At 50.1% G+C, this 26869-nt stretch carries 24 protein-coding genes; 9 read left to right on the forward strand and 15 right to left on the reverse strand.

Going from position 1 to position 26869, the window contains the following annotated elements; all coding sequences use genetic code 11:
* Both IPN95_15785 and IPN95_15790 read left to right on the forward strand, forming a co-directional pair.
* A partial coding sequence (locus tag IPN95_15785; protein MBK9450833.1) for a TonB-dependent receptor occupies positions 1 to 1722 on the forward strand: 1722 nt, incomplete at its 5' end.
* An 11-nt stretch (positions 1723 to 1733) separates the two neighbouring features.
* On the forward strand, positions 1734 to 2690 hold the full coding sequence (locus tag IPN95_15790) for a DUF4249 domain-containing protein (GenBank protein MBK9450834.1): 957 nt from the start codon (positions 1734 to 1736) through the stop codon (positions 2688 to 2690).
* Positions 2691 to 2947: 257 nt separating this feature from the next.
* On the opposite strand, the gene IPN95_15795 is transcribed toward IPN95_15790, so the two are convergent.
* Both IPN95_15795 and mdh read right to left on the reverse strand, forming a co-directional pair.
* Positions 2948 to 7354, reverse strand: a complete 4407-nt coding sequence (locus IPN95_15795) for a response regulator (GenBank protein MBK9450835.1) — start codon at positions 7352 to 7354, stop codon at positions 2948 to 2950.
* A 313-nt stretch (positions 7355 to 7667) separates the two neighbouring features.
* Entirely contained in the window at positions 7668 to 8606 is a 939-nt protein-coding gene (mdh, locus tag IPN95_15800) for a malate dehydrogenase (protein MBK9450836.1), read from the reverse strand.
* A 279-nt stretch (positions 8607 to 8885) separates the two neighbouring features.
* Here mdh and IPN95_15805 point away from each other — a divergent pair, with 279 nt between their 5' ends.
* From IPN95_15805 to IPN95_15820, 4 genes are all read left to right on the forward strand, one after another.
* Entirely contained in the window at positions 8886 to 9617 is a 732-nt protein-coding gene (locus tag IPN95_15805) for a hypothetical protein (GenBank protein MBK9450837.1), read from the forward strand.
* A gap of 164 nt (positions 9618 to 9781) precedes the next feature.
* Positions 9782 to 10438: a 4'-phosphopantetheinyl transferase superfamily protein gene (locus IPN95_15810; GenBank protein MBK9450838.1), complete on the forward strand. Its 657-nt coding sequence runs from the start codon at positions 9782 to 9784 to the stop codon at positions 10436 to 10438.
* Positions 10422 to 10904, forward strand: a complete 483-nt coding sequence (locus IPN95_15815) for a TlpA family protein disulfide reductase (protein ID MBK9450839.1) — start codon at positions 10422 to 10424, stop codon at positions 10902 to 10904. Before IPN95_15810 ends, IPN95_15815 begins: the two co-directional genes overlap by 17 nt.
* A gap of 3 nt (positions 10905 to 10907) precedes the next feature.
* Positions 10908 to 11498, forward strand: coding sequence for a thioredoxin family protein (locus tag IPN95_15820; protein ID MBK9450840.1), 591 nt, complete (start codon positions 10908 to 10910; stop codon positions 11496 to 11498).
* Positions 11499 to 11598: 100 nt separating this feature from the next.
* Here the strand turns inward: IPN95_15820 and mqnC are convergent, their stop codons facing one another.
* The 7 genes from mqnC to gldA all read right to left on the reverse strand — a co-directional run bounded on the left by mqnC (position 11599) and on the right by gldA (position 19632).
* A complete protein-coding gene (gene mqnC, locus IPN95_15825) occupies positions 11599 to 12735 on the reverse strand; it encodes a dehypoxanthine futalosine cyclase (GenBank protein ID MBK9450841.1) in 1137 nt (378 codons plus the stop codon).
* Between the two features lie 42 nt (positions 12736 to 12777).
* Positions 12778 to 13911 (reverse strand): DNA polymerase III subunit beta, encoded by a 1134-nt coding sequence (gene dnaN, locus IPN95_15830; GenBank protein ID MBK9450842.1) that lies wholly within the window; start codon positions 13909 to 13911, stop codon positions 12778 to 12780.
* Positions 13912 to 13993: 82 nt separating this feature from the next.
* Positions 13994 to 15121 carry a hypothetical protein gene (locus IPN95_15835; protein MBK9450843.1) on the reverse strand — a complete coding sequence of 376 codons (1128 nt, stop codon included), beginning with the start codon at positions 15119 to 15121 and terminating at the stop codon, positions 13994 to 13996.
* Positions 15122 to 15212: 91 nt separating this feature from the next.
* Positions 15213 to 16178, reverse strand: a complete 966-nt coding sequence (locus IPN95_15840; GenBank protein ID MBK9450844.1) for a DUF4340 domain-containing protein — start codon at positions 16176 to 16178, stop codon at positions 15213 to 15215.
* Entirely contained in the window at positions 16175 to 17905 is a 1731-nt protein-coding gene (locus IPN95_15845; protein ID MBK9450845.1) for a Gldg family protein, read from the reverse strand. Before IPN95_15845 ends, IPN95_15840 begins: the two co-directional genes overlap by 4 nt.
* 3 nt (positions 17906 to 17908) lie before the next feature.
* On the reverse strand, positions 17909 to 18709 hold the full coding sequence (locus IPN95_15850) for an ABC transporter permease (GenBank protein MBK9450846.1): 801 nt from the start codon (positions 18707 to 18709) through the stop codon (positions 17909 to 17911).
* 2 nt (positions 18710 to 18711) lie between these two features.
* Positions 18712 to 19632, reverse strand: coding sequence for a gliding motility-associated ABC transporter ATP-binding subunit GldA (gldA, locus tag IPN95_15855; protein MBK9450847.1), 921 nt, complete (start codon positions 19630 to 19632; stop codon positions 18712 to 18714).
* Between the two features lie 262 nt (positions 19633 to 19894).
* Between gldA and IPN95_15860 the strand changes: the two genes are divergently transcribed.
* A complete protein-coding gene (locus IPN95_15860; GenBank protein ID MBK9450848.1) occupies positions 19895 to 20953 on the forward strand; it encodes a hypothetical protein in 1059 nt (352 codons plus the stop codon).
* Positions 20954 to 20975: 22 nt separating this feature from the next.
* Positions 20976 to 21290: a DUF4286 family protein gene (locus IPN95_15865; protein MBK9450849.1), complete on the forward strand. Its 315-nt coding sequence runs from the start codon at positions 20976 to 20978 to the stop codon at positions 21288 to 21290.
* 16 nt (positions 21291 to 21306) lie between these two features.
* Here IPN95_15865 and IPN95_15870 read toward each other — a convergent pair whose 3' ends face one another.
* The 4 genes from IPN95_15870 to IPN95_15885 are packed head-to-tail and all read right to left on the reverse strand — an operon-like array spanning position 21307 to position 23904.
* Positions 21307 to 22071, reverse strand: coding sequence for an alpha/beta hydrolase (locus IPN95_15870; protein MBK9450850.1), 765 nt, complete (start codon positions 22069 to 22071; stop codon positions 21307 to 21309).
* Complete coding sequence (locus IPN95_15875) at positions 22068 to 22883, reverse strand: methyltransferase domain-containing protein (GenBank protein MBK9450851.1); 816 nt, start codon at positions 22881 to 22883, stop codon at positions 22068 to 22070. The genes IPN95_15870 and IPN95_15875 overlap by 4 nt, the downstream gene beginning before the upstream one ends.
* A gap of 3 nt (positions 22884 to 22886) precedes the next feature.
* Positions 22887 to 23627 carry a polysaccharide deacetylase family protein gene (locus tag IPN95_15880; GenBank protein ID MBK9450852.1) on the reverse strand — a complete coding sequence of 247 codons (741 nt, stop codon included), beginning with the start codon at positions 23625 to 23627 and terminating at the stop codon, positions 22887 to 22889.
* 49 nt (positions 23628 to 23676) lie between these two features.
* On the reverse strand, positions 23677 to 23904 hold the full coding sequence (locus IPN95_15885) for a DUF2132 domain-containing protein (GenBank protein MBK9450853.1): 228 nt from the start codon (positions 23902 to 23904) through the stop codon (positions 23677 to 23679).
* 124 nt (positions 23905 to 24028) lie between these two features.
* Between IPN95_15885 and IPN95_15890 the strand changes: the two genes are divergently transcribed.
* Positions 24029 to 25120, forward strand: coding sequence for a T9SS type A sorting domain-containing protein (locus IPN95_15890; protein MBK9450854.1), 1092 nt, complete (start codon positions 24029 to 24031; stop codon positions 25118 to 25120).
* A 54-nt stretch (positions 25121 to 25174) separates the two neighbouring features.
* Here IPN95_15890 and IPN95_15895 read toward each other — a convergent pair whose 3' ends face one another.
* On the reverse strand, positions 25175 to 26125 hold the full coding sequence (locus IPN95_15895; protein ID MBK9450855.1) for a hypothetical protein: 951 nt from the start codon (positions 26123 to 26125) through the stop codon (positions 25175 to 25177).
* A gap of 82 nt (positions 26126 to 26207) precedes the next feature.
* A complete protein-coding gene (locus tag IPN95_15900; GenBank protein MBK9450856.1) occupies positions 26208 to 26798 on the reverse strand; it encodes a hypothetical protein in 591 nt (196 codons plus the stop codon).
* Positions 26799 to 26869 lie beyond the last annotated feature (71 nt).

The following is a 26869-nucleotide window of genomic DNA, read 5'->3' on the forward strand; positions in this document are numbered from 1 at the left end:
TCCGTGGTCGACATCCAAGCCAAGGACGGGAACTTGCAGGAATTGGAAGGCGACGTCAATCTTGGACTTGTTTCTGCGAAATTGATGTTGTCAGGTCCGATTGTCAAGGGGAAATCGTCCTTCCTTTTTTCTGCGCGACGTACGATTTTGGAACCGTATTTTGCGGTCATCAACAAGGCAACCGAGGAAAACAACGGCAACCGGTTGGGATATTCTTTCATCGATGTTCAGGGGAAATTGCAGCAAATTTTGGGTCCTAAGGATCGTTTGTTGCTCAGTGTGTATGCAGGAGGAGATCGATTTGCGAGTGGTTATGCCATTGACACGACGGGAATCAACAATGTTTTTGACTTCGGATTGCGTTGGGGAAACGTGGTAAGCAGCCTGCAATGGCGCCACGAATGGAGTACGCAACTTTACAGCCAATTCTATCTGCTTCAAAGTCAATACCTCTACCGTGCCCAAAGTGCATCGGAGCTGACCTTCACCGGATTTAATCCCTCCAAAAACTCCTTGGAGACCCGTAGTTCTGTCAAGGACTTGGGTGCGCGTTGGAGCTTTGATCTGATGCCTGATTGCCACAATTGGCTGCGATTTGGCGCAGCGCTCACGCACCACGTGTTTGAACCTGAAACATTTACGCAGGTTGTCGACAATTCCGCCGACGATACGGTATTTACCTTTCTCAGCCAACGCAAAATCCAAAGCTGGGAAACGATGGCGTGGCTGGAGGATCAGGTGCGCATCGGTAAGTTCTTGAATTTCAATTTGGGACTGCATTTCTCCAATTACTTTGTCGACAGCACCACTTATTGGTCCCTTCAGCCTCGCGGATCTGCGCGCGTGAGCCTGCCTGCGGGATTTGGGGTTCAGGCGTCTTACACCAACATGGTCCAATACATCCACCTGCTCACCAATAGTGGATTGGGTCTTCCGACAGACCTCTGGGTGCCTGCCACCGGAGCAATTCCCCCGCAGCGGTCGCGTCAAGTTTCCTTGGGGATCGACAAAAAATTCGGGATGGACCGCTGGAACGTGAGTGTCGAGGCCTATTACAAGGAAATGCGGGACTTGATCGACTATCAGACCGGCGTGAACTTCTTAGGGAATACCGACTGGCAAGATTTGGTCGAGAAGGCTGGAATCGGCTGGTCCTCAGGCTTGGAGGTTTTTCTTCAGAAACGTACGGGTAGGCTTACCGGGTGGCTGGGATATACACTGTCCCGCACCGATCGGCAATTTGACGCGATCAATTTCGGGCAGGCATTTCCCTACAAATACGACCGCAGACACGACCTCTCGACGGCAATTCTTTTCAAACTCAATGAGCGGATCGACCTCAGCGCCAATTGGTTGTTTGCAACGGGGAATGCGGTGACCTTTCCCGAGGCAGTCTACTACGCACCTTCTTCGCCATTGCTGGGGTTTTGGGATTTGAACCAAGGCCAAGGCCTCGATGTAATCATCAACTACGGTAGCCGCAATAGCTTTCGCCTGCCCGATTACCATCGCCTGGATTTGAATTTACGGTATCACAAGCCTGTAAAGTGGGGCGAAGTGACTTGGAATTTTGGCGTATTCAATGTTTATAACCGCCGAAATCCTTATTTCCTCTTTCTCCGGGCCGATTATTCTGAAAATCCGAATTCGCCAACCATCAAAGTCCGGAAAATGAGCCTGCTTCCAATTTTGCCCGAAGTGAATTTTGGATTCAAATTTTAGTATATTCGGGTGTGAAACGGCTTGTTTACAGTTTGTTCATCTTGACTGGACTGGTAGCACTTACCAGTTGTGAAAACGACTTGGAATCCGATATTCCAAGCGCCAAGCCTCAATTGGTTGTCAATAGCCTTTTTACGCTCGACAGCGTCATCCGCATCGAAGTCAGTGCTTCGGCCTCGCCAGGGCAAGGCGGAAATATCCAGAGTCTCCGGGATGCGAAAATCATTTTGTTTGAAGATGAAACGCAACTCAAGGACCTTGTTTTGGATTCGATGCTCGCCACGCCTTTTAACTTTTCCGGCGCACCCAATGCGAGTGTAGCCCCCGTTAAGCTTTACTTTCACAAGGTGCTTTCGAGTCCAGTAAAAAGTGGCAGACCCTATACCATTGAGGTGAAATATCCCGGAATGGAGTCGGTGACGGCCACCAACACGGTGCCGAGGCCCGTACGGGCAATTGCGGAATCGCAAATTCTCGGGTCAGCCATCAACATCGACGGCACACCGATGGTCAAACATAGTTTCACCATCAACGACAACGGCGGACGGGAAAATGCTTATGGCATCGAGGTGATTGTCACGCCGGCCGGCCAAACCGGTCCTGCTCAGCGGATTCCATTTTTCTCCGGAGAAAAGGCCTTCTCGGAAAATCTCACGGTCACCGATGGACAGTATAGTCAGGGCGTTCTCTATCAGCCACAGAATGGGGTTTATTTCACCAATGGCAAGTTTCAGGGCAGGCATAAAACTTTCGACTTTTATGTGGATGAGCAATACACGAGCAATCAGTATGACCTCAAAGTGCGCTTCCTGACGCTATCCAGAGACTTCTTCGAATTTGCGACTTCCTATCAGAAGCAAAAGCTCAACAACAACAATCCGTTTGCGGAGCCGACGCAAGTCTATTCCAATATTGAAAATGGCCTCGGTATTTTTGCTGGTTTTGCTGTGACAGAAGTGGTTTTCTGAGGCCGAATCCATCCTTTTCCTCCTTGAACGAACCGCATTTTCCACGATGCCAAAATCTTCGATTGCCCATGGAAGCTTAAGGTTCCGCCACGAGATTTGACTTTGACCGAGCTTTCTTGCCCCAATTGGATATAATTGGACTTCCTATGGTGGAGACCTTACGAATCAGCGCATAAAACAGAGATAAGTGCATCGCCGATGGTAGCCTTGCAAACACAACTTGAAAGCGTTTTCATACTTGGCTGTGACCGGTTGGCTCAGGAATTCGCAATGGCATGTTGAAGCTCTTTGACGACTTCAGCGCCTACGGTTTTGGCCTGTGCAATGAGGTCGGGTAACCGCTGCAACTCGTTGCGCGAGCCGGCAAGGCTTTCGATTTTTTGGAAAATCTCCTTCAATTCTTCAGAACCGGCATATCCCGAGCTGGATTTGAGGCTGTGAGCGGACTTTTTGATGGCATCGAAGTCCTTGGCGGTCAACAAAACCTCGAGCTCGGCAATCGCTGGAGGCAGCTTTTCGATGATGCGTCCTAAAATCCTGTTGATGAATGCCGGGTCTCCACTTGAGAGTTCAGTCAGATTGCTCAAGTCAATGTATTTGTAGGCAATGCCGACCTCCTTGGAGTCTGCTGATTCGATTTTAGGCAGATCAGTAACCACGCTTTCGATCGATTCGGCACCTGCAGGCTTTTCTACAGTTGTCGGTGCTTGAACGGTGATCCTTTCTGCTGAAGAATCTAAATTTTCCTTGGCTTTTCCTGCTGGCGCCGTCTCCGCGGACTTTTCCTTTTCAAGTCCCAGGAGTGTGGCATAATTGATCAAGACCGTCCGGACTTCATCGAGCATGATGGGTTTGCCAACATATCCATCCATCCCGGCGGCGAGATAGCTTTCTTTGTCACCTTGCATCACGTTGGCCGTCATCGCAATGATGCGTGGACGTTTGTCGCCGAGCTCAGCAATAATCCGTTTGGTGGCCTCAATGCCATCCATGTGGGGCATTTGCACGTCCATGAAAATGAGATCGTATTGCTTGTCACGTACCGCATTGACCGCTTCCAATCCGTTTTCCGCAATATCGGTTTTGTAGCCCATCATTTCCAGCATGCCGCTGACGACTTCCTGGTTGATGACATTGTCTTCGGCAATCAATATTCGGAGAGGATAGTGCTCCGCAATTCGCTCCATCGGACTTGCAAAGCGGGATTTGCTGGTTTCGGAAGCCTCCCGCTGAGGTTCGCGGTTCAAAATGGCATCTGCAAACCGTGAAAGCTGCAACGGCCGTAGCAAAAATCGCAGCCCGAGTGCCTTGTGTTTGGAGAGCTCTACCGCATCTTCCGGCAAACTTAGAACCACGATCGGCAATTCTTCGGCAGTGTATTTTTCACGCACATATTTGAGCAGGGTCAAATTGTCGTCGACAAGTCTGGCATCGATCACAAGCAGATCGGGAACCATGCTCGTATTCAGGATTTCATAGAGTTCGTCCATGTCGCTCGTGGACTTTGTCCAGACACCCCAACCATCGCAGGTACTTGAAAGTACTTGCAATGTCGGCTTGTGCGGGCTTGCCAGCACGAGGTGCTTGCCTTTCAGACCTTCGAAGTTGTTGCGTTCTGAACTGGCAATGACTTCTGAATCAATGTAAAAGCTGAATGTCGCTCCCTTCCCCGATTCGCTTTCAACCTTGATTTCTCCGCCCATCATGTCGATGAGGCGCTGTGAAATGGACAATCCAAGTCCTGTACCTCCATATTTGCGTGTGGTAGAGCTTTCTACCTGATTGAAACGTTGGAAAAGTGATCCTTGCTTTTCTGCAGGTATTCCGATGCCCGTATCCTTGACCGAAAAATGCGCGCGTATGCGTCCATCAGGGAGCTTTTCATTGCGGTAGCGGATCAAAATTTCGCCCTTGCTGGTGAATTTGATGGCGTTGCCTACGAGATTGATCAGGACCTGCCGAAGGCGGGTATGGTCACCGACAATTTGTTGCGAGGCATCTCTTGTGATGCTGTAGAGTAGGTCCAGACCTTTGGATTGCGCGCTGAATCCCAGCATTTCCACGACTTCCTCGAGGATGAGTTCAGGTTTTATATTCACTTTTTCCAGTTCCAATTTTCCAGCTTCAATTTTGGAGAAGTCGAGAATGTCGTTGATGACGGCGAGCAGGCTCTCACCACTCAGGCGAATGTTGCGCACAAAGTTTTTATGTTCGGCGGGCAAGTCGCTGGCAAGCAGCAGGTCCGTCATTCCGATCACGCCATTCATTGGCGTTCGGATTTCATGGCTCATGGTGGCCAAAAATTCGGATTTTGCCTTGTTGGCGTTTTCGACCTGTTCCTTTTGCAGCACCAATTCGCGCGTGGCTTCCACAATTTCTCCCTTGAGTCGTTCCCTTTGCCTGCGCAGATTGCGCGTACGGATGTTGAAGAGCAGCATCATCAACGTGATCATAAGGGAGGCAACCAAGGCAACAAACCAGGTTGAGCGCCAATAGGGAGCGGTAATTCGAAAGGCGAAGGACGCAGTCTGTGTACTCCAAATGCCTTCGCTGTTGGCTGCCTTTACTTTGAAGGTGTAGGCGCCTGGTGCAAGATTAGAATAGGTGGCGTGGTTGTCGGTTGTGGAAGGCAGCCAACTTTCATCAAAGCCAACCATCATGTATTTGTATTTGACCTTCTGCGGATAGCTCGTGGTGACGCCGATGAAATCAAAACTCACATGGTTCTGATCGTAAGGCAGCACAAGGCCTGAAGGAAGGCTGGACCACGGTGTAAGCGAATCAAATTTGCAGGTATTGGGGTCCAAATCCTCCAAGAAGACTTTGAGGCTATTGATGGAAACGAGGGGCAATTCCTCGTTGGGATGATCATTTTTGGGCTCATAAACCATGATGCCCGCAATCGTACCAAAGTACATTTTGCCTGCATCGCCTTTGCAAACCGCGTTCAAATTGCATTCAGGCCCCATGAAGCCCTCGTTGATCCCATAGCTGTGAATGGAAATCGGATCGGATTTAGAATCCAAGGCAATGCGCACAAGCCCTTTTTCCGTACCCACCCAAAGGTCTCCATTTGCATCGGAATCCAGGAAGTAAACCACCTTTGCGGGCAAATTCTCATAGGTGGTCAGGTAACAAAAGTCCTTTCCATTGAATCTCGACAGGCCTTTGTAGGTGCCCACCCAAACGTTTTGGTTTTTGTCTACCGTGACCGACATCGCTTGATTGTCAATCAGCCCATTGGCTTCCTGGAGTTGGGCCAACGTGTCGCCATCGTAAAAGAGAAGGCCATTTTTGGCCGTTGCAAGCCAGATATTGCCGGCAGCATCCTCGTCCATGCTAAACCCGAATACCCCAAAAAGTGGATTCTGTTCTGCAAGGTTGATCACCGTTCCATTGCGATAGATGAAGAAACCCGCCCTTGCAGCGATCCAGATGTCCCCGTTTGCAGCTTGCATCAGGGAAATCACCCTGGGCGCACCGTCGTTTTTGGCCAATTCGATCTGCTCGAGTTTGGTTCCATTCCATCGAAAAAGCCCTTCGAATGTGGCAAGCCAAGTCTGTCCCGTTTTGTCGGTAAGGATGTCCATGATGAATCCCTTTGAAAACAAATCCGGGCCCGGAGCACGTCTTACTTCCTGTCCGTTGTATTCATAAATGCCATTGCCAGTCCCAATCCAATACTTGCCATCGGGTTGCCTGTTGATGGCATAGACAAAATCTTTGCCCAACTCCGCCCCAAATTGCGTGAACATCCCGTCGGAAAACATGGACATTCCGTCTCCATTGGTTCCAATCCAGATGTTACCGGCCTTGTCTTCGATCACTGCATTAAATTCTGCATCCCAAAGGCCTTTTTGGGCTTCAAACCGTTCGAGCGTTCCTTTTTGATACCTGAGCAGACCCTTTGCGGTGCAGATCCAAAGGCGATGTTTGCTATCCCAAAGCATCTCATTCACTTCCTGGTCTTGAAGCTGACTTGTTGTGATTTCCAATCTGAAGTTTTTGCCGTCGTAGCAACTGATCCCTCCCGGATGGGCCAGCCATACATGATTGGAATCGTCTTTGGCCAAGGCTGAGATTGTTTTGTTTTCAAGTTCGGAGAAGCGGAAATTGTTTTGAAACAACCCATCTTGAAGCATGCTCAAGCCCCTCGCAGTTCCAAACCAGATTTTGCCTTCGTCCGTGACGATCGCGTCATAAATGGTGTCACAAAGCAAGCCGTCGTGACGATCAAACCGTTTGAATCGCTCTTGCTGTTGTTGATAGGCGCCTTGACCGACGGTGGCAACCCAGACATGGCCGACCTTGTCTTCGATCAGGATTCCTTTGTCGGTCATGTAGAGGCCTTCAGCTTCGCCGTATCGGTGTACTTTTTTCCCATCATAGCGGCAGACGCCGACGCCAAGGTTGCTCATCCACAGGTTGCCTTGACTGTCTTCGATGGCATCGGTCACGACGTTGGAGTACAAACCGTCATCGGTCGAGAGGTAGGAAAATCCCTTTCCATCAAATCTGCATGCCCCTCCGCCGTAGGTTCCCGCCCAGATCGCGCCGCGCCGGTCTTGACAAAGTGTCATAACTTGTGCCTGTCCCACACCGTCGGCAACGTTGTAGTTCTTGAAGTTGTATTTCTGCCCAAAAACCGCGATTGACCAAATCAAACACAGACCCAAAACGGACAGCCTTTTTGTCTTAAAGTACAAATGATCCAACAGTTTTTCCCTTTACTAGATTCCTCTCAATTTACTCTTGGATTGTCCAAAATCAGCGAGCCTGAAAGTTTGCGGGTGCTTTTGTTGGCGAATCGGGACTAAATCGATCAGGCTTTGGGAATGTGATGCATGACGCGATGTTTTGCCACGTACAAGGCTGTAAGAAGTATTGCTCAGAGTAAAAAAAATCCTTTCAAGTCAACGAAAAAGGGCTGCCCGATCAGGCAGCCCTCTTTCAATTGTGTTGCGCGCAGCTATTTTCTCAGACAGACATTGTCTTGAGAACGTCGTTCATGTTGCGCACGGCTTCAGCGCTCTTGTTGAGAAGCGCCTGCTCCTCGGCGTTGAGTTCCACCTTGATGATTTCTTCAACACCATTGCTTCCTACGCGAATGGGCACGCCGATGCAAATGTCATTGAGGCCGTATTCGCCTTCGAGGGCGACGCAGCAAGGGAAAACACGCGGGGTGTTGGTGACGATGGCTTCAGCAAGCTGTGCTGCTGCTGCTCCGGGTGCGATCCATGCACTTGTGCCAAGATATTTTGTCAGCGTTGCGCCGCCCACCATGGTGTCTGCGACGATTTGCTTCATGCGATCTTCGGCGATGTATTGGGTTACAGGAACTCCACGCCATGTGGAGTAACGTGGCAATGGGATCATGGTGGTGTCACCATGGCCACCGATCACGTTGGTTTGCAGGTCGCGTGGCGAGCAGCCCAATTCAGCTGACAAGTTGCCTGCAAAGCGGGCACTGTCAAGGATGCCACCCATACCGATCACGCGACGGCGTGGCAGGCCGGTAAGCTTCAATGTCAAATAGGTCATCGTGTCAAGCGGATTGGAGATCATCACGATCACCGCATTGGGGCTGTATTTCAGCACGTTTTCGACAACGCTCTTGACAATGCCAGCGTTCACAGAGATCAATTCTTCACGTGTCATGCCCGGCTTGCGGGGTACGCCTGAAGTGACGACAACCACATCGGAATTGGCTGTTTTGCTGTAGTCATTGGTAGAACCCGTGACGCGGGTGCTGTAGCCGCAAATTTGTGAGGTTTGGTAGATATCAAGCGCTTTGCCTTCGGCAAGTCCTTCCTTGATGTCCAACAATACGACCTCGTTGCAAAAGTCTTTTTTGGCGATGACGTCCGCGCAGGTGGCGCCTACTGCACCTGCTCCGACCACTGTAACCTTGCTCATAGCTTATGTTTTCTTATTGAAAATGACTGAATTCCTATTAAAAACGGGGCAAATTTAACGGTCATGCATCCAATATCAAAAGGAGCGTGGAAAAAAGGATAAGTTTCGTGGTTGGGCTTCCAACCACAAGCTGAAATTCTTGCGCAGCAACCGCAAAATGTAAATTTTTGTATGCTTTTGAATACGGCAGGTGGTGGATAACATTTGTAATCGAAAAAAATCACAGTACATTTGCGGAATTACTGTCCCTCGTGAGGGGATTAAACCACCTTGTTTATGATGAAAAGATTCGCCTCCATTTTCTTGATGATGCTCTTGGCTGCAGTGATCGCACAGCCATTGATGGGGCAACAATCCAAGGAAGACAAGAAAAAAGAAAAGGCCGAAGCCAAGCTTTGGAAGAAAAAGGCCAAAACTTATGCAAAGACCCCATTGTCCTTGCGTGATGATCTCGAGACTGCCAACAAGCAGCTGAAGGATTGCAGCGACCGCAACAAGGCTTTGCAAGGCAAATTTGCCGCCCTCGAAAACACCATTGACAGCCTTCAGAATGCACTGAATGCAAAGAATGCTGAAATGGCAGCCTTGCAGATCAAGTATGACAAGCTGCAAACCGCATTCGAAGGCACCAAAAAGGTCGTCGAAAGCAACATCATCCCAGGATTGATCTACCACGTGCAGGTTGGTGCCTACGTACACTTTGATATGAATCAGCACCTTGTCCAAACCGACAAGACGTTTGAAGGCGAGACCCGTGATGGCATGAACAAGTACATGATGGGTAACTTCAAGGACATCAAAAATGCTGAAGCATTCAAGGACGATGTTCGTAAGCTTGGAATCAAAGACGCATTTGTAGTTGCATACATCGACGGCACGCGTGTCACGATGGAAGAAGCAGCCAAATACAACGGTGGTGGTGCAGGTATGAATACCGGCGGCAACGAGTCTGGCAAAGACGCCATCAAAGGCAACCGCAGCAGCGGCAAAGACCTCATCAAAGGAAAATAAGAAATTCCTCAGGGGATTTTTCAAAAGGGTCAAGCTTCAGGGCTTGACCCTTTTTTGCTGCCCAGCAAATTCATTTGTGTCAGCAGCAGGCCAATGACTGCTATTTTCTGAAATAGTTTGCATGCTCACTAAGCCTTCCTTAATTTGAATGAAGATTCAGAAAAATGCCGTTTATAGCTTTGCCAGATATCGACCGCCAAGTGCTCTTGGGCATGTGGAAGGTGAATGAACCGGAAGATTACTTTCGTGCACGACTCAATATCTACGAGAATGAGGACCGGATTCTCAAGGGAATTTCGCATCCGCAGAAGCGACTGGAATGGTTGAGCAGCCGACTCTGCCTCAAGGAACTGCTACAGATTCGGCACAAGGTCGAATCTTTGAATGCACCTACGGGGCAGCCCTACCTCAGTGACCATTCGTTCAATATTTCTTATAGCCATTCCAATATGTATTCAGGTGCGATTGCCTCTGACCAATGTTTGGTTTCGATGGACTTGGAAGACCTGAGCAAGGAGCGAAATCTCAAAACGCGGTTCCTGTTTATGCACCCTTCGGAGTTGGAATACTTTGACCGCTCCACCGATATGCGTGCATTTTTCTTAATTTGGAGCGCCAAAGAGACGTTGTACAAGATTTACACAAAAAAGGGCATTGTTTTCAAGGAAAACCTCCTGATCAATCAAGAACAGAAACAGATTGAACAAAGCGGCACGGTTTCTGGTATACTTAAGGCAGATGGAATTGAGAAAGTTTACACGATCTACTACACTTTTTTTCCTGGCGTGTTGCTCACTTACACTTTTGATCCAATCGTGTAGCCAAGCCACAAGTCAAGGTGCTGGCGTCGACGCGCCCGCTCCGCAGGTCGGTATTGAAGCCGTCGAATTGCGTGACCTGATCACAAAGTCCAAACGGCCCTATGTATTGCTCAATTTTTTTGCCACTTGGTGCAGGCCCTGCAAAGCAGAACTTCCAGATCTTGTTGAGCTTCAGAATGATCCTAAATCAGAAACCGAAGTGATCCTCGTCTCCATCGACAATACGGAAGACATCCGTTCGAAATTGAAGGGCTTTTTAGGCGATGTGGGGGTCAATTTCAAGACCTACGCAAAGGCCGGCGGCGAGGCAAGTCTGATCAAGCATTTCTATCCGATGTGGGATGACCGCATTCCCTTGTCCTTGATTTACAATAAACAAGGGCAACTTTTGGAGGCGATCACCGGCCTCACCGACCGAAGCGAGATTGAACTGATTGTGAACAAACACAAACAATTGGGGAGCTGAGCCATGAATCTCAAAAAAATATTTCTCACACTTGGCTTGATTTGGCTGTCGATGCAATTTGCGCAAGGGCAATCGCTTGATTCGCTTTCCCTCCGCAACGTAGACAGCAACATGGTGAGCATGAAGTCGTTTGCGGAGAAGAAGGCACTTGTGCTGGTGTTTACTGGTAATCACTGTGTTTACTCCAAAAAATATGAGGATCGTTTGATCCGAATCGCCAAAGAATTCATGGTCAAGGACATCGGTTTTTGTTTGGTCAATTCCAATGACCCCGAATTGAGTCAGGACGACCGCTGGAGTTTGATGCGTGATAGAGCAAAAGAAAAGGAATACCCATGTCCGTATCTCTATGACAGCAACGGTATGCTTGCCAAATTGATGGGAGCAACCAAGAACCCGGAAGTTTTTGTTTTGCGTCGCGTGGAGAAGCAATGGGAAGTGCTCTACAGCGGCAAAATTGACGATAATCCTTTGATCGAAGACAAAGTGCAGCGGCAATTCCTCGTTGAGGAACTTGCTCGGGTAGTGAATGGCGACTTTGCGCCTGTGGCTACCGAACCTGCCGTTGGCTGCAACATCAAAATGAAAGAGTGATCGGCTGAAAAGCGGTTGCAATCAAATAGCGAAGGGGGCGCTCACATCACACGGTGTGAGCGCCCCCTTCGCTAAACATTCGCCTCTTCGCTAAACCAGATCAAGCCAAGACCTTGTCCATCAACACCGCAGGTGTTTCACGGAAGCGGTAGAGTTGATCCCGGAGTTTGGGCGTGAATCCAGCCTGCTGAATGCACTTTTGAATTTCCTCTGAGCTGAACCTGAACGGCGCGCCCGCGGCGGAGACGACGTTTTCTTCGATCATGATTGATCCAAAGTCGTTGGCGCCTGCATGCAGGCAAACCTGTGCAACCTCGGGACCGACGGTGAGCCAACTGGCCTGGATATTGGTGATGTTGGGCAGCATGATGCGGCTCAGACTCAACATGCGCAGGTATTCTTGCGCCGTCACTTCGTTTTTGATCCCCTTGACGCGGTTCAGGAGTGTGCCGTCGTCTTGGTAGGGCCAAGGAATGAAAGCCAGAAATCCATTTGCAGTTGCTGGCTTTTCGCTCTGCACCTGCCTGATGCGTACCAAATGGTCAAAACGTTCTTCGATCGTTTCGACGTGCCCAAACATCATCGTCGCGGAGGTGGTGATGTCCAGTTTGTGGCATTCCCGCATCACGTTGAGCCATTCTTCTCCGAGGCATTTGCCGTTGGAAATGATACGACGCACGCGGTCGGCGAGGATCTCGGCACCGGCACCGGGCAAGGAGTCGAGGCCTGCGGCCTTGAGCCGCGTCAGTGTTTCATGGTAGCTCAGTCCGCTCAGCTCCGAAATATGCACAATTTCGGGGGGGCCAAGCGAATGCAAACGCAGGTTGGGATACCAAGATTTGAGTTTGCGGAACAGCTGCTCATAGAAGTCGATTCCCAAATCAGGGTGGTGACCACCTTGCAACAGCAATTGATCGCCTCCCAAGGCGAAGGTCTCTTCAATTTTGCGACGATAAGTTTCGTCGTCGGTGATGTAAGCGCGGTCCTTGAACTTCTCGGTTGGCGGAACGAAGAAATTGCAAAACTTGCAATTGGCGACGCAAACGTTGGTCGTGTTCACGTTCCGGTCGATCTGCCAAGTCACGATCCCGGGGGTATCCTGCTTTTTGATCTTCCGAATCTCATTGGCGACGTACATCAAATCAGGCAAATTTGCATGATGGTAGAGATGTACACCTTCCTCCAAGCTGAGGTGTTCGAGCAGGAGTGCCCTGTCAAGAAGTTGTTGGGTATTCATTTCCCTTGAGTTTGGAGGTAAAACCTCCAAGTCCGCCAATTGTTAGGCGTTGGTGTAGGAATTCAGCATGACCGGCATGACGAGCATGAGCAGGTCTTCACCTTCGTTTTGACGGCTTGGCAACACGATGCCTGCACGGTTGGGTGTGCTCATTTCCATGTGCACTTCCTCGGTGGATGCATTGTTGATGATCTCGATCAACAAAGAGGCATTGAAGCCGATCTCGAGATCGCCGCCTTCGTAGTGGCATTTCAGTGTTTCCTTGGCTTCGTTGGCGAAGTCGAGGTCCTCAGCACTCACGGTCAACTCACTGCCCGAGGCTTTGAAGCGCACTTGGTGGCTGGTCTTATTGGCGAAAATGTTGACCCTTTTGAGGGTTCCGAGCAATTCCGAGCGGCTGATCATCAGTCGGTTGGGGTTGTCGGTTGGGATCACATTCTGATATTCAGGATATTTTTGGTCGATCAAACGGCAGACGAGCAACATCGAGCTGCTACGGAAAAACGCATTCGCCTGATTGTACTCAATACGCACAGGTTCCTCGTTGTTTTCGAAGCTGCTTTTGACCAAGTTCAAGGCCTTTTGTGGAACAATGAAGCTTGCAGGATCCTTGACGGTGATGTCCACGCGGCGGTAACGAACCAATCGGTGGGCATCCGTGGCAACAAATGTGAGTCCGTCTGGGCTCAAGTTAAAGTAGATCCCGTTCAAAGCAGCCTTGTCCTCGTCGGTCGAAGCGGCAAACAGCGTATTGTTGATCGCAGCAAGCAACGCTTTGGCAGGCAAGGCAGCAGCTTGGGTATCTTCTGGAACTGGAATTTTTGGGAAATCCAGACCGTTTTCGCCGCTCAGCTTGTACTTGCCCGTTTCGGAGCTCAGTTCGATCGCAAACGTGTCGTCGTCGATGCTGAAGGTAATCGGCTGATCGGGAAGCGCCTTCAAAATGTCCAGCAAAATCTTGGCAGGAACGGCAATTTTGATGTTGCCGCCACGTGACTCGATCTGCAAGGACGTCTGCATGGAAATCTCCAAATTGGTCGTGGAGATGGTAAGCTTTCCGTCTGCGATGTCAAACAAGAAGTTTTCTATGATTGGCAACACCGAGCGGCTAGGGATCACCCCTGAAATCTTACTCAACTGCTTCAACAATCCCGAGGACGAAACGATGAAATTCATAAGCTGAAATCTACTATTTGAGGGGCAAATGTAAACATTCGAGGACAAGCAGCCAACTTATTTTTCCCACAGTCGCTCCTTGTCAACCTTCTTGTTTTAAGTCATCGACATAGCGCAAGAGCCGTTGCGCAAGCGCTTTGGGTGCATAGTGTTGCATGGCCCAATCATATCCTGCTGCGCCAATTTCCTTCATTTTCTCAGGGTCATTGAGCACATCAATGGCCTTTTGCGGGTTTCGCAGGTCCACGCCGAGGTAGTGCTGGAAATTGACCGGCATCTCCGGCAGTCGGATGCGGTACTTTTCAAAGTCAACATTGACGGCCATACTTTTGGCAGCAAAGGCTTCCCAGATGCGCCAGGAGTCCCATTGGTAGATGCGGTAGGTATGGTCGGTATGCAATCCGATTTTTTTGGCAATGTTGTTCATCCGCCCGATCGAAGCTGCACTCTCCACGAAGTAGTTGATAAATTTCCAGGTGTACCAACCCCAAATTGATGGTTTGATGAAAAAGTCCCCTCCAAAAGCAGATGTGGCCAAACTGCGTCCGATTCGGTCCAAATAAGCTTCATTGTGGCGTCCAGCACTTTGCCAGACCACATATTCGCTGAAATCTTTGCTGTGTTCCAAAGGTTCCCAATCAAAGGTTTCCCGTGTGGTGTCAATCCGGCGTTGGTCGAGCTTGTCAAACACCCATTCCTTGGCCCGTTGCCGCACTGAATGCGAATTCCGGTAATTCAGACAAATCTTGTCTTCCTTGGGGAGGTCCGGACGCGAAAGCGAAATCATGTGATTCGTCATCCCGTAAGCCCAAGGCCGAAAGTTTTTGGGATATGGAATGCCTTCGTAAATGAACGTGAGAATGAGGTCGAATTTCTTGTAAATCGGCTTGAACATCTGCTTCTGCATCACCATTCCGTCTCCAGTGGAGATGAAAACCTTCTTCCCGGGGGCATCAAAATAGGCCTGTGGAAATTTTCCGTCGCCGTAGGTCAGGTATTGCTCGGTAAGGATGAGGATGTCTGCATCATTGGGACCCAATGCCGGATCTTGCTTGAATAAAATGTTTCCGTCTGCCTCGCGCCAGTAGTCCGTATTGGCCCCAAAGGTGATGCCAAGTTCCCGCATGCCCTGCGCCATGCCGATCGCATTGTGCTGATAGCCCATCTTCGAAATCGGCTGCACGAAAAAATATACCTTGGGTAGACGCATTCTCTGGGAAATTCAAATTTTCCCTCGCAAGATAGCGAATTTGAGATTTGACAACGCGGCATTCAAATCCCGAATGCGGGCATCACAACGTTTAGGGCTGCGGGACGCCCGCTGCAAAAAATCCTTTGGACTTCAAAAACGGATCAATCACAAAATGTTGCACCGTGAGCAAGTCCTTTTTTCCCTCGATGAAGGCAAAAAAGTTTGCAGGTGAATCTTCCCTTGCGAAAAGCAGGAGGGAGGTGCGGGCGCCTGCTGTCGTTTCGACTGTGAATTGGGCATCCGGAACGCGTTTGGTCAGCGAGTCCATCATTTTGGGGTACTGCGTATCGGCAAAGGTCTCGGCATTGATCTTGCCTTGAAACAGTGCCAAATAGTTCGCGATCCGGCTTGAATCAGCGAATTGCCCGTCCCCCAGACGCCATTTCCCAGCCTCCAGCCGCAGCGCAAAACTCTGCGAAAGCGTATCATTGGCATAAGTTGCAGCAACCGATTTCAAGTCTTCTCCCTTCAGATTCCAAATTCCGCGGTCCCGCCAATCCGATTCATTCGTAGAATAATAAATCGAGACATAGCCGTCCAAGGCCGGTTTGGAAACCATGTAGCACTTGTCAGAAAACTCCATCTTGAAGATGTTTGCCGTCTGTTGATTGTTGGCCGGGCCGATCAGGTAATCCTTGAGCAGCTTGCCTTCCTTGTCCCAGATTTTGACATGGGTATGGTTGCGCTTGAGCAAGCTCAATGAAGTTGCTTGGGCCTTATTCGAAATCGGTTCCTTCACCCGAATGTCTGTCAATGTCTTGAGAAAGTCATTCACCTGGATCAAACTCGCATCATACTTGCCATTCAGTTTCCATTCGTTCTCGCCGGCACGCTCCAACGTCACCTTGGATTCGCTGATCGTCGCCTTCACCAGTTCGATTTCAACCTTGCCCACCGTTTTGGCGTCTGCAATGTGGAACTCATTGTCAGGGCCATGCCATTGGTAGGCGAAAACAAAATAGGCACCCACCAAGGCGATCAAAGCAGCAAGGAGCAGGAGGGTTTTCTTTTTCATAGTTGTTGCAGGCGTCTGTTTTTGTAGCTGCGCAAGAAGTAGCGTGTGACGCCAAACAGGATCACGAGCAAAATCGGCAGGCCGAGGTTCACCAAGCGCAGCGTCAACTCCTTGCCGCGGGTTTTCTCGGGATCGAGTTCGCGGTCATTGAATTGGCGCACACGGAGTTTGGTGAGCAGATCCTGCCCGGTCATGATGTCGATCAAGTTGATCATCACCTGCTTGTTTTCCTCGGGCAGCGGCATCACATTCGGACCCAATTGTTCCCCGACGGCAAATTCACCATCTGAAATGACCACCACCTGCGGATTGCGGCCATTCATCGTTGTTGCCAAAAACGCCTCCTGCGGCGGATTGGGGGCCATCGAGTCCCGTGGCACGCCACGTCCGGCAAAGTTGGATCGGAATTGACCTTCGACGAGCAAACCCATGATCTGGGCGCCGCTGGTGTACAGGTTCGCATCGGGCCTGGCCCGCAATTCCTGATCGATATTGATGAATTGGCGTCCCTCCTTGTTCCACGAGCGTTGCGAACTTTTGAACAGGACCGTCTTGCGAATGCCTTCAATGTTAAAAGTGTCGATGCTCGCAGGGTAGCGCATGAGCAGGCGTGACACATAACGCGTCGCAGGATGCCCGCTCAGGTTGCGAATCATCGGGAACCACGGCCAATAGGCCTTGCGTTGCTCATTGCCGTAGGATGCAGTGTACGATCCTGCGGTGATCATGCCGCATTGCATGTCCTTGACCAAATTGTAATTGAGCTTCACCCCCCATTTCATCAACATATCGTCCAGGTTCGTGGCACGCAAATCCGTGAGCGTACTCGCCTGATCCCCAATGGTGAAATCGAGGATTTCATGGTCCATGGCAAAGATCACTTTGCCCCCGCGCATCAGGTACTGGTCGATTTCGTATTTCTCGCGTTCGGTCAAAGCGCCTTGCGGTTGCATTACGAGCAAGAGGTCAAGAATGCTCGGGCCGATCGGTTTCCCTTGGCGCAAATCCACGCGGATCACATTGTAATAGTGGTCAATGTCGTTGTACAAGTCGCTCATCCGCTCCTTGGGATATTCTCCGTGGCCGGTGAGCAGCCCGATGGTCTTGTATTTTTCGCGGCTGAGGTTGTAAATCGTCGTGAGCAAATTGTACTCAAAGCGCTGCAGTGCGCAAGGCACATCAAAGTCGGGTTGACCCTCTTGCGACATATAAGTACAACCGTGAATCAGGTTGATCATCACGTCCTTTTGCTTGTAAGTGACCATTGCAAAGGGCAAAACCTGCACCTCTTGCTGATTGGTGTAGGACGTCGGCATGCGCAAGCGGAAGGGATAAAGGCCCTTCGCTGCAAATCGCTGGATAATACCTTGATCTTCGCCCGGATCCACAAATTGATAATCAAGATGGCCGTTGGAGCTGATGGTCAGCTCTTCCAACAAGGTGCGCATCCCGTCTTCGAATTGTTTGTAGTGCGTAGGCAATTCGCCGCCGTAATAAATGGTCACATAAGCCTGCTCGGGCAAAGTGTCGAGGTAGGATTCGCTGACCTCGGAAATCGTGTGACGGCTGTCGTCGGTAAGGTCAAAACGGCGGAAAATGCTGCTGGAGAATGCGTTGAGCACCACGACAATGCCGACAACGATCACCAATTGGATGGCAAAGTTGAATTTTGTCTTCTGCTTCGCGGTCGAAGGCTTGGACGGAGTCGCTTTTTCGTCTGGATTCATGGCTTATCTCCGTTTCAGGCTCAAGGTGGTCGTGGTGGCGGCAATGACGATCACCACCACACTCAGGAAATAGACAACGTCTCGGGTATCGACGACCCCCTGCGAGATGTTTTCATAATGCGATAGAATCCCCAAGCGGTCGATCGCAAGGTTTACATTCGTCAGATCTTCCAATTGCGAACTGAATGAAAATCCGAAGTACATCATAAAACAAAGGAAGGCCCCGATTACATAGGCAACGACCTGGTTTTCACTGAGTGCCGAACTCAGAATTCCAAGTGCCGCAAAGATGGTTCCCAAGGCAAAGAGGCCGATGTAGCCGCCGATGATCGGGCCGTTGTCGAGCTTGCTGGTATAGGTGATCGCGCCAATCGTCTGATCGAGCAGTTCAGGATTCATCGCCCGTTGCAGTTCCGAAGGGTCACGGGCGACCATTTGGATGCTGATATAATAGATGAACGTCGGCAGGATGGTAATGAAAACCAAGAATGCCGCCGCGCCAAACTTGCCCAGAATCAACTGGAAATTGGTGAGGGGTTTGGTCACCAAAAATTCGATGGTGCCGGTTTTCATCTCCTCCGAAATGGAGCGCATCGTGATCGCCGGAACGAGCAAGATGAAGAAAATCGGGGCGTATTGGAAGAGCAAATTCATATTCGCCTTGCCGGATACCAGAATGTGCTCGTCAAAAACCCAGAAGAAAAGCCCTGTGAGAATGACAAACACAATCAGCACCATGTAGCCTACCAGCGAATTGAAAAAACTGGCGACTTCCTTCCTGAAAATGGTGAAACTATTTTGCACGATTAGCCATTGGTTAAGCTGCGGAAGACTTCTTCCAAGTTTTTCTCTTTTTTCTGCAACGCTGCAATCGGATTGCCTTGGGCGATGCTTTGCTCCATGATCACGCGACGCAAGTCGAGTTCGGCAGGGGAGTAGAAGGTAAATTCCTTACCGGAGGCACCTTCTTGCCTTACCCGAACCGCTTCGTTGAGCGCCTTCACCGGCTCGGCGGCAAAGCCGGGCTTGTCAAAGGCGATATGAAGCACATTTTCCGAGGCGGATCCGTGACGCAACTCCGACAAAGTCTCGTCGGCTACGATTTTGCCACGGTTGATGATGATCACGCGGTTGGCGATCGCCTCGACCTCCGGCAAGATGTGCGTGGAGAAAATAATCGTCTTGCTTTTGCCGATTTCCTTGATCAAGCTCCGAATCTCAACAATCTGATTCGGATCCAAACCTGTCGTCGGTTCGTCCAGAATCAAAATATCCGGATCATGGATCAGCGCCTGCGAAAGCCCGACGCGTTGGCGGTAGCCTTTGGAAAGCATCCCGATTTTTTTGTGTTGCTCGCGTCCCAAGCCAGTCATGTCGATCACCTCCGGAATTCGGCGTGCCAAGGCACTTCCCGGCAGATGGTACAGTCGCCCGACAAACTTCAGGTATTCATGCACATACATGTCGAGGTACAGCGGATTGTGCTCCGGCAGGTAGCCGATACGCTTCCGGATTTCCAGACTGTGCTCGTGAATGTTGAGTTGATCGACCTCGACGGTGCCGCTGCTCGGCGGCATGAAGCAGGTGATGATCTTCATGGTCGTGGTTTTACCCGCGCCATTCGGACCGAGAAATCCGACGATTTCACCGGCTCCAATCTGGAAATCGATGCTGTCGATCGCCTTTTGGCTACCGTAGACCTTCGTGAGTTCTTTGACTGTGATCATCTTTTTTGAAAACAAGGGGACTAAGCCCCTCCCGTAACAGCTGTCAGTCGGAATCCTGTTGAAGGCAAATTCCGAATGACAGGGCGCAAATTTAGAAAAATGCGGCGATTTGGAAGAGGGAAATGCAGGCTTTGATTACGCGGTTTTGGATCATGGAGAATGCAACTTTTCGGCTGCTTTCCAACTTGGGTGCTTTGCCTTCTGCCATTCCCAAACAAAAAAGCTGCAACTTTGCATCCTTGTGAATCGCCTGTTGCCCCGAATGATTGTTTTGTTGTGCCTGCAATTGGCAGCGTTTTTGACGTTTGCGCAACCTGCACGGTTGCAAAAAGAGGCGCAGCAATTGGCCAAGGAGGCAGGAGAAAGCATCGGAACCGGCGAATTTCATACCGCTGCCGAAAAATTTGCCCGCGCTTCCAAACTCGATCCCAAAAACGTTGATTATCAAATCGGTCTGGCAAATGCCCGATTCTTTTTGCAGGACCATGCCGGCGCCATGGCGATCTGCAAGCCCTTGATGACAGGGAAAAAACCCAATGCCGAAGCATTTCAGGTTTATGGAAGCTGCCAAGATGCTTTGGGGCAGAGTTATGAAGCGCTTGCGACTTTTCGCGAGGGCCTCATCCATTTTCCCAAATCGGGCGCATTTTATATGGAAATGGGCATTGTCGAGTTTGGGCGGAACCGTGATGCCGAGGCGCTTGCCTATTGGGAGTCGGGCATCCAAATCCAGCCCGACTATGCCGCCAATTATTACTTTGCAGCACCGGTTTTGCTCCAAATGGGTGATTACGCATGGTCAGCCAATTACGCCGAATTGTTCATTAATCTCTCCCGCAATGCCGAACGCGTCACCGAAATGAGCCTGCTTTTGATGGAGGCGCATGAAGCAGCAAGGCATTTCGACTACCAAAAGGCATTCAAATGGCAGTTTTTTCAGCCAAAGGATACAGCAGAAATGCATTCGAAGGAAGCTACGCGCTACCCTCAATTGTTGGACGAAGCCTATTCCTCAGAATTTACGGACACGACGACCCGCATCAGCATTGCAAAATTGGCCGATATCAGGCGTTTTGTTGCTTATTGGTTGCCGCGTCAAGATCCCCAAAATCCAGCAATGAACCTCTACAGGTGGCAACAGCGCGTGGTGGATGCTGGTTTTTGGGAGGCTTACAACTATTGGCTGTTGGCCGATGCACGCCCTGACAAGGCGCAGAATTGGTTTGAAAACAACAAATCCGAATTTGAAGAGTTTGAATCTTGGTTGATGAAAAATTCGATTCACAAGCACTTGAAACGGGCAGTCGTGCGCCCGAAATAGAACAGGAAAGCTATAAAATTAGATGATCATTTACAGTGTTACAGTAAGTATTGACAATGCCGTGGAGGCAGATTGGGTGGCTTGGATGCGCACCAAACACATTCCTGACGTCATGGAAACGGGTTATTTTGTGACCGCCCATATGCACCGCCTGCTTGATCCAGCTCCGGAAGCAGGTGTTTCGACCTTCAACATTCACTATGAATGTGTTTCCATGCAAGCTTATGAAACCTACCGGGAGACCAAAGCCCCCAAGTTGCAGGATGAGCATCTGGCACGCTACAAGGATCGTTTTGTTGCATTCCGCACGCTTTTGGCGCGGGAAGACAGCTTCTGACGCGGCCGCTTTGCTTCTATTTCTGAATCCAGTCCTTGATGTAGCCGGCGATTTCCTGCCACCCCTCCTGGGCACAGAGCATGTGCGTACGTCCAGGAAACTCCTTGAAATCCAAGCGGCTGCCATTTGAACGGTAGCGTTCAAAGTTCTTGCGGTTCAGCGAGGGTGGAATGATATTGTCTTTTTCTCCTGCGATGATCAACAAAGGCGAATGAGTCCTGTTCCAATCCACCTTGCCGGCGTTTTTGGTCGATTGACGTGGTATGTTGCGGCCCTCCGGCACGACGAATGCATCATAAAGCTTCTGCGTTTCGGCCATCGTCATCGTATTGCAAAAGGCATAGTGAAACCATTCGACGGTCGGCAGGCATGGGCTGTTTCCTTTAAAGGGGTTGATCGTGCCGATGTTGGCCTTGAGAAAACTCCATTTGGTGGTAAAAACGCCCTTGGGCGGCGCAGGATCGATGCTTACACCCATCGTACCCAAACCACGATTGATCAACAATTGCACGATCAGCCCGCCGATGGAGTGCCCAATCAAAATCGGCGGTTCGGACTGATCCTTGACCACCTTTTCCATGACGGCCATGACATCCTCCAAATTCAACGTGCCCAATCCTGCTGGAATATTTTTGCGCAAGGCTGCCGGTTCGCCGCTGTGAAAGGGAAATTCGGGAACGATGACGTTGTACCCTTCCTTTTCAAAATAGGTTTTCCAGTCTGCCCAGCTTTTGGCGTTCATGAAAAGGCCGTGGATGAGGATGATGGTTTTTGATTTCATTTTTTTCGCGCGCTCACGATGTAGCCTGTGCCGCTGAGAACCCAATTGCGGTGGGAGTAATTTTCCATCCACCTTCGAATCGGAATCGTGACAAAGCTGAAAAGGGTGTCAAAGGGGGCCACCATGACGGAAAAGTCAAAGTAGCGGAAGGCCAGCTTTTCGTAGCCGTGTTGGGCGAGGTAATTGTCAAAGCCCTTGGGCGAATGGACGCGCGGACGGAAAGGGAAATGGTGCAATTTCCCACGGCGCAGCACTTTTTCCTTGATGAAGTTCATTCCCCGGTGGAGGAATTTGCTTTGCTTCAAGGGTTCGATCAGCGGAGCGGTCCACTTGCGCAAGGCCCATTTGTTGGTGACATTGATGATGAGGACGCCGCCCGGTTTCAGAATCCGGCTCATTTCGGCCATCCATTTTTCGTCACCAGGGAGGTATTCGACGACGCCGGAGCAGATGATCAGGTCAAAGAATTGGTTTTCGAAGTCGAGCTTTTCAATATCGCCGGTGGCGAGGTGCACTTCGTTCTTCTGCGGTGCCTTGGCGACCTTCTCCTTGGCGATTTCGATCATATTGGCGGCAATGTCGATGCCCCAAACGCGCCATTGGTTGCGCATCAAGTCCAGCACCATTTCACCGGGACCGCATCCGATGTCCAAAACAGCGGCATCTTTGGGCAAATCCAGCTGCAAAGCCATCTCCAACATGTATTTGTGTCGGTATTGCAGCGTCGGATATCCGCCCTTGGCAATGTAGAATTCGCGGTTGTATTCTTGTGCCTCGCCTTCGTAGTAATTTTTGACAACTCCCTCTACCATATTTCAACGTCTTAGGTGCAGGCGAAAAAGCAGGTTTTTGGCCCGTTGCCTGAAGTATTTCGGGTGGAAAGTTCTGGAAATTTTTGCAGAAAACTGAGCAAGGTCATCTTGGGGTTCGATTTCCAGCCGGTGTAACGCAAACAAATTACCGGAGAAATTTCTGCGACTCCAGATCGTGGAACAGGCGCTTTCGTACCCCGCAGCCTTGATTTCTCTTTCGCATCGACCGTCAAAATCACGCAATTGCCCAAATGGGTAGGAAAAGTGCTTGACCTTTACCTTCAATTCGCGCTCCAAAATGACCTTGCTTTCGCGCACTTTTTCGGCCAGAACTTTTGTTTCCAGCGTGCGCATGTGCCTGTGCGCCATGCCATGTGAGCCGATGGAGACACCTTCTGCCTTTGCAACTTCCCGTAGGGCATCCCAGTTCATGATGGGAATCGCGCCATCGTCCCAAACGTTGGATTGCCCGACAAAATTGGTCGGCACGTAGACGATCGAGGAAAAGCCATGGCTGCTCAAAATGGGCATTGCCAATTCCTGGTAGCTGACGTAGGCGTCGTCAAAGGTGATGGTCACGCAGTTCCGTGGCAAGCGGCCTGCCCGCAATGCTTGAACATAGGCGTCCATCGTGACAACCGTGTAGGCGTTGTTGGCAAGCCAATCCATCTGCTGCGTGAAATTGGTGACGGAAACCGTGTTGAAACCGGCCTGCGCAGCGAGGTTATGGTACATGAGGATCATAGCAACAAAGAATTTCCTCGGAGATTGGGAACCATTCGAAGGTAGATTTTCATTTCCGTTCGCGCTCGATCACTTCACGGTACAAATCCTCGACTTGCTGTCGCGCCCAAGGCGTGCGGCGCAGGAATTTGAGGCTGGATGAAATGCTTGGGTCACTGCGAAAACAATTGATCGGCACCCGAATGCCAAGCATTTCCCAGCCGTAGTAGTCTACGAGGTGCTCCAAAATCATCTGAAGCGTCTTCCCATGCAACGGATCTGGGTTTTGCATTGCCATCCAACAAATTAAGCGAATTTTAATGACCACTGCCAGTTTATAACTTTTTTGCTGAAATCAAGTGAGATAAGTATTGCCTACCGTCCTCTAAATCCGTAACTTGTGGGTTCAATCGGCAGTATCTATGAAAAAAGCAATTACCCTTCTGAGTTTGCTATTGGTATTCTATTCTGGTTCATTGTCAGCGCAATGTACACTCGCCAACTTCACCTCAGTCGCGAATCTTGGTCCAGCCAACTTCCCTTACTTTGCTGCCGGACCCGGGATCACGGTTACGGCTTCTGCGCCAGGCGTTCCCACGCTTGGTAACACTTCCTATACTTGTGGCGCGCAAACATTTGCTTGCGCGTCCCCGACTTGGTGGCTCAATGCGACCAACCATGTGCTTACGTTGACCTTTTCATGTCCCATTGGGCGCTTCTCCGTAGTTGTCAATGGCACCAATCAAGGTGAGATTTTTACGTTTACCGGCAATGCCGGCACCACCACGCTCAGTGATTATTGTACCACCAACTTCGGCACGGTTTTACCCCATCAACTCCGTGACAACGTGGTGCCCGCAACCGGAACGCTGATCACCGTCAACAACAATGTCGGTGCGACAAGCTATCAAATTACCCACAACGGAGTAGGTTCAGGTTCAAGGATTTCTGTTCTGAATTGTTTTGTGTGTGCCAGTCCATTTGCTGTCAATCTCGTGAATTTTTCAGCCAATTACCGTTCCGACCTGCAAGACGTTGCCTTGGATTGGCAGACGAGCAGCGAGGACAATGCCCGCGGATTTGAAGTCCAGCATAGCCTCAATGGCGAAGATTGGGAAGTCCTCGGTTTTGTCGAAAGTAAGGGTACCGGCAACGGATTTGGAAACTATAATTTTGTACACCCGCAGCCAGTTCAGGGAAGCAATTTCTATCGCCTGCGCATGGTGGATCAAAATGGGGAATTTCAATTCTCTCAAATTCAAACGATCAACATGTCACCTGAAAATCCCGAGGCGACGATTTTCCCAAATCCGACGTCCGGGCAATTTGAAGTCAGGGCTGCAGGTCGCAAAGGAAACCTGGAAGTGACGGACATGCTCGGTCGTCAAGTTTATCAGCATCCATTTGATTCTCAGGCTGTCATTGACCTGGGATCCCAGCGTCCAGGCGTGTATCAAGTGAAGATTACCGATCAGCGCAACCGCAGCACATCCCAGCGAATCGTCTTGCAGTGATTGGATGGATTCGGAATCAATGCGGATCTTGGAGTGAGGAATTTGTTCCGCAGTCTATTGATCTGATTCCTCAAAGGCCAGGTATTCCAACATCGCGACAAAGTCGCTCGGGGGCTGGAAGTTGATGGAATTGTCGGCGATTTTGTAGGGCAGATTCATGAATTTCCCCTGCCGATACCAATACAGTTGTGAGGTGATCGACCCTGGACCTTCATGGTGCATGCCATAGGCCATCGGAATGAGCATGTTGATGGCCTTGAGCACCGAGGAATCTTCAATGGGATGGATCAACGTCGAATGCCGATGCGGGACCGCCACCAAACTGCCATGCGTACCGACGAGTCCCGGCACCCGGTCAAGGTTGAGGATGACGTTGGAACCGAAGAAGTGATTCTGAATCACGGCCTTGAGTTTGACATTCGCATCCAAGTCCGTCGCGGAAAAATCGTAGCTCTCCCGGATATTGGCCAAACCCAGCTCCAGTAGCTCTTCGGCGGATTTTCCCCAGACTCGTGATTGCTCGGGCTTGATACTCGAAATGGCTTGGGGCATGTCAAATACGAGCATGGCAATGATCTCCTCCGTGATGGATTTTGCGATCACGCCTTCGGGACCGATCGACTTGATATGGTCCTTGTGATAGAGCCGCGTGCCGATAAACGGCTTTACAAATTCGAAGTCATTGATGTTTTCAAAGAAACCGGCGATGAAGTCCTTGGACTTCCGCATCACATCAAAGTGATTCCGAATCACGCCCGCATATTCTTCTATTTTGGCCTGTTTGCACATTTGCGCCACGTTCATCAAGCCGAGGTTTTGCATTTCGCTGTCATCAGACATCCACGTCGTGCGGACGATGCCATCCTCGACTTTGAAGGGCTTGCCCAAGGATTTAAAATACTGCACGACCGCTTTGTCAAATGCTTGAAACTCTTCGGCGGTGAAAAAGTCTGCCCATGCCGGCACCTCGTTGCGATCGTTTGGGTTGTTGGAGAATGGATTCATGCAGAATAAAGGATTGGAGAGGTAAATTAATGCGATGTTCTCGAATTAACAAACCTCTCCCTTGTTCCAAATTCAGGCAAACCTATTCCCTTTTGCGATTTCCATTGGGCAAATACAGGCTGAAACCAACCTTGGCTTGCAATCCGCCTGCCAAATTTCCGAGCGCGGATTTGTCCAATTCCGTCGTTCCACGGAAACCCAAAGAGAGGTCCAGACTCGCATTTTTGGAGATGAAAAAGGCGGCTCCGCCAGAGGCTTGAAAATACGCCCATCGCGGGTCGAACCGCATGCCATTGGCGTTCGCAAATCCCTGCCCGATGCCCGTTTCCAATTCGACGAATGGCTTGATACGCTTCGACAGGGAGAAGTAATAACGCGAAAATGCCCCAGCAGAAATCGCGAAACCTGTACTGTTAAAGTTCCGCCCTGCGTCACGTTGCATACCAAATGACAAGCCTAGTCTGCCGCCGACCACCCAATTGTCGGCTACGAATTTCCCCATTGCGGGGTCCAAGCCAATACCGAATTGGGAGGAATTCCGACTGATGCCGATGCTGAAATTCCTCAAATTAGCACCGACATAGAGCCTGCCCTTTTCGGTTTGGCCATGCAGTAGCAAGGTTGAAATGCTGAACATCAGGAGAAGAATACATTTTTGAAAGTGACTTTTCATGGGTTTAAAAGGTTAAAATTGGACCAAAGGTTTCCCTGCGAATCATAAGTTCATTCGCGTGGAATTCTATC

The organism is Bacteroidota bacterium (genome assembly GCA_016718825.1).
Classification (GTDB): domain Bacteria; phylum Bacteroidota; class Bacteroidia; order J057; family JADKCL01; genus JADKCL01.